The 3796-nt window shown below is 55.0% G+C and carries 4 protein-coding genes and 1 other annotated feature; all 4 genes read right to left on the reverse strand.

All coding sequences use genetic code 11. From position 1 onward, the window contains the following. A partial coding sequence (locus RTM06_RS05200; RefSeq protein ID WP_312180427.1) for an integration host factor subunit alpha occupies positions 1 to 201 on the reverse strand: 201 nt, incomplete at its 3' end. Between the two features lie 4 nt (positions 202 to 205). After that, positions 206 to 2593: a phenylalanine--tRNA ligase subunit beta gene (gene pheT / locus RTM06_RS05205; protein ID WP_312180429.1), complete on the reverse strand. Its 2388-nt coding sequence runs from the start codon at positions 2591 to 2593 to the stop codon at positions 206 to 208. 14 nt (positions 2594 to 2607) lie between these two features. Then, a complete protein-coding gene (gene pheS, locus RTM06_RS05210) occupies positions 2608 to 3591 on the reverse strand; it encodes a phenylalanine--tRNA ligase subunit alpha (RefSeq protein WP_256696314.1) in 984 nt (327 codons plus the stop codon). Positions 3592 to 3662: 71 nt separating this feature from the next. Next, positions 3663 to 3788, reverse strand: a sequence feature (Phe leader region). Then, positions 3739 to 3783, reverse strand: a complete 45-nt coding sequence (gene pheM / locus RTM06_RS05215; protein WP_106120997.1) for a pheST operon leader peptide PheM — start codon at positions 3781 to 3783, stop codon at positions 3739 to 3741. Its footprint overlaps the feature before it by 45 nt. Positions 3789 to 3796: the final 8 nt, after the last annotated feature.

Raw genomic sequence — 3796 nt, forward strand, 5'->3', positions numbered from 1 at the left:
CGTCTTCGGGTTACGGCCCGGACGCTGGTTTTTGTCACGCAGATCAAAATTACCAAATCCGGACAGTTTTACCTGTTCTCCGTTTTCCAACGCGCGGCGAACCTCTTCAAAAAAAAGTTCTACCAACTCTTTGGCATCGCGTTTGCTCAACCCGAGTTTTTCAAACAGGTACTCTGACATTTCAGCTTTTGTAAGCGCCATAGGTTCAATCCCTCAAGGTTGCCTGGAATCGCTCTTTTAATGCCGCAACGCATTTTGCAACGGTCGCGGCAATCTCCTCTTCTTCGAGTGTCCGGCTGGTATCCTGCAAAATCAGGCTAATCGCAAGGCTCTTTTCACCCTCGTTCACGCCCTTACCACGGTACACGTCAAACAAGTTTACGCCAACTACCTGATTTACGCCAACTTTCTTACACTCCGCAATGATATCTGCTGCAGGCACGTTTTCAGCCACGACAACGGCGATATCACGACGGTTTGCCGGGAAGCGGGAAATCTCGCGCGCATCAGGCAGGACGCGGTCTGCGACCTTATTCCAAAGCAGTTCAAACACTAAGGTGCGCCCGTTAAGATCCAGCTTACGTTCCAGCTCTGGATGAACCACCCCGATAAATCCGATTCGTTCGCCGCGTAAATAAATTGCGGCGCTTTGTCCTGGATGCAATGCCGGATTGGCTTCCGCACGGAAGGAAATCTCATCAAGTTTACCGGTCAAATCCAGCAGCGATTCTAAATCGCCTTTCAAATCATAGAAGTCAACCGTCTGACGCGCCAGATCCCAATGCTCTTCATAGCGATTACCGCTTAAAACGCCGGCCAGCATAAGATCCTGGCGGATACCCAGATCGGCCTGTGTATCAGGAACAAAGCGCAAACCGCTCTCAAACAGGCGTACGCGGCCCTGCTGACGGTTTTGGTTGTACACCACCGCACCCAGTAAACCGGTCCAGAGCGACAGGCGCATGGCCGACATATCGCTGGAGATCGGGCTTGGCAAAATCAGCGCCTCTTCGCCCGGATGCAGCAACTGCTGCATTTTTGGATCGACGAAGCTGTACGTAATCGCTTCCTGATAGCCCTTATCCACCAGCAGATTTTTCGCACGCTTCAGCGACAGATCGGCTTCACGATGTTGCGTCATGATCAGGCTGGCTTTCACCGGCACATCAGGAATATTGTTGTAGCCGTAAACGCGCGCCACTTCTTCGACCAGATCTTCTTCGATGGCCATATCGAAACGCCAGCTTGGCGCCACGGCTTGCCACTCGCCTGCACCGACCGTCACTTCACAACCGAGACGCGTCAGGATGTCAGTAACCTGATCGTCAGCAATCACGTGACCAATCAGGCGATCAAGCTTTTCACGGCGCAACGTGATGGTGGCGCGTGGCGGCAGCGCGCTCGCGTCAGTTTGATCGATGACCGGGCCCGCTTCGCCGCCACAGATGTCGAGCAGCAGCTGCGTCGCGCGTTCAATCGCTTTGTGCTGCAGCGCCGGATCGACGCCACGCTCATAACGATGTGATGCGTCAGTATGCAAGCCTTGACGGCGTGCGCGGCCGGTAATCGCCAGCGGATCAAAGTAGGCGCATTCGAACAGCACGTTCTGCGTCTCTTCATTCACACCTGAATGCTCGCCACCAAAGATGCCGCCCATCGCCAGCGCTTTCTGGTGATCGGCGATCACCAGCGTGTCGCTGCTGAGTTTAGCTTCGGTACCATCCAGCAGCGTCAGGGCTTCGCCCTCTTCTGCCATACGCACCACGATGCCGCCGTCGATACGGTCGAGATCAAAGGCGTGCATCGGCTGGCCAAGCTCCAGCAGCACAAAGTTGGTGATATCCACCACCGGATCGATTGAACGAATACCGCAGCGACGCAGCTTTTCTCGCATCCACAATGGTGTAGCGGCTTTGACGTTAATACCTTTCACCACGCGGCCCAGATAGCGCGGGCACGCGGCGGTGGCATCGACGCGAATCGGGAAAGTGTCGGTGATGGTGGCTTTTACCGGCTCAATGGCAGGCGCCGTCAGCGGCAAACCGTTCAGTACCGCTACATCACGCGCAACCCCGATGATGCCCAGGCAATCGGCGCGGTTTGGCGTGACGCTGATTTCAATGGTGTTGTCATCCAGCTGCAGATAGCTGCGGATGTCGGTACCAATGGGCGCATCGGCTGGCAGCTCGATAATGCCACTGTGATCGTCGGAAATACCCAGCTCAGAGAAGGAGCACAGCATGCCTTCAGAGGGTTCGCCACGCAGTTTTGCCGCTTTGATTTTGAAATCGCCCGGTAGCACAGCGCCAACGGTCGCCACTGCGACTTTCAGGCCCTGACGGCAGTTTGGCGCGCCGCAGACGATGTCCAACAGACGATCGCTACCGACGTTGATTTTGGTGACGCGCAGTTTGTCGGCGTTTGGATGCTGGCCGCACTCAACCACTTCACCTACTACAACACCGTTGAAAGCGCCGGCAACCGGATCTACACCGTCTACTTCAAGGCCGGCCATGGTGATTTGCTCAGACAGCGCAGCGCTGTCAAGGGCTGGATTTACCCATTCGCGTAACCAGAGTTCACTGAATTTCATTGGATAACCTGCCCTTATTTAAATTGTTTGAGGAAACGTAAATCATTTTCGAAGAAGGCGCGCAGATCGGTCACGCCGTAGCGCAGCATGGTGAGACGCTCCATGCCCATGCCAAACGCAAAGCCTGAATAAATTTCCGGATCGATGCCAACATTGCGCAATACGTTCGGGTGCACCATGCCGCAACCCAGCACTTCCAGCCACTTGCCGTTTTTACCCATCACATCCACTTCTGCGGACGGTTCGGTGAACGGGAAGTAAGAAGGACGGAAGCGAATTTGCAGATTCTCTTCGAAGAAGTTGTTCAGGAAATCGTGCAGCGTGCCTTTCAGATTGGTAAAGCTGATGTCCTTATCGACAATTAAACCTTCCATCTGATGGAACATCGGCGTGTGCGTCTGATCGTAGTCGTTACGATAAACACGGCCTGGCGCGATGATGCGGATCGGCGGCTGCTGGTTTTTCATGGTGCGAATCTGCACGCCTGAGGTTTGGGTGCGCAGCAAACGCGTGGCATCGAACCAGAAGGTGTCGTGATCGGCACGTGCCGGGTGATGGCCCGGAATGTTTAGCGCATCGAAGTTGTGGTAATCGTCTTCAATTTCCGGACCTGTCACTACCGCGAAACCCAGTTCGCCGAAGAAGGTTTCGATACGGTCGATAGTGCGGGTCACCGGATGCAAGCCGCCATTCTCAACGCGGCGACCAGGCAGCGACACGTCGATGGTTTCCGCAGCCAGACGCGCATTCAGCTCGGCGTTTTCCAGCGTATCTTTGCGCGCGGTAAGGCGATCCTGCACTTGCTGTTTAGCATCGTTGATGACCGCACCCGCTGCCGGGCGCTCTTCTGCTGGCAGTTCACGCAGGGTGGTCATTTGCAGCGTCAGATGCCCTTTCTTACCCAGAAATTCGACGCGCACGGCGTCCAGAGCAGCGATATCCGCCGCCTCGTCGATGGCGGCCGTGGCACGAGCCACCAGGTCTGCGAGTTGGGACATGATTTCCTCTTCTTCCAGCCGGGCTGGTCAGTTTTCGTTGGGATCAGCTGATCCGATTAAGTGTCGCCAGAAACAAAAAAGCCTCCACGAGGGAGGCTTTTAGCGCGATTTTTCGTTTCTTCTCTTATGCGCAAAAGCCCCCGAATGTCAGGCGCTAAAGTAAAAAAAGAAACGGAAAATAGCAGCATTCATGCTTGCGGTTACC

It is taken from the genome of Pantoea sp. CTOTU46764 (assembly GCF_031974595.1).
Lineage (GTDB): Bacteria > Pseudomonadota > Gammaproteobacteria > Enterobacterales > Enterobacteriaceae > Pantoea > Pantoea trifolii.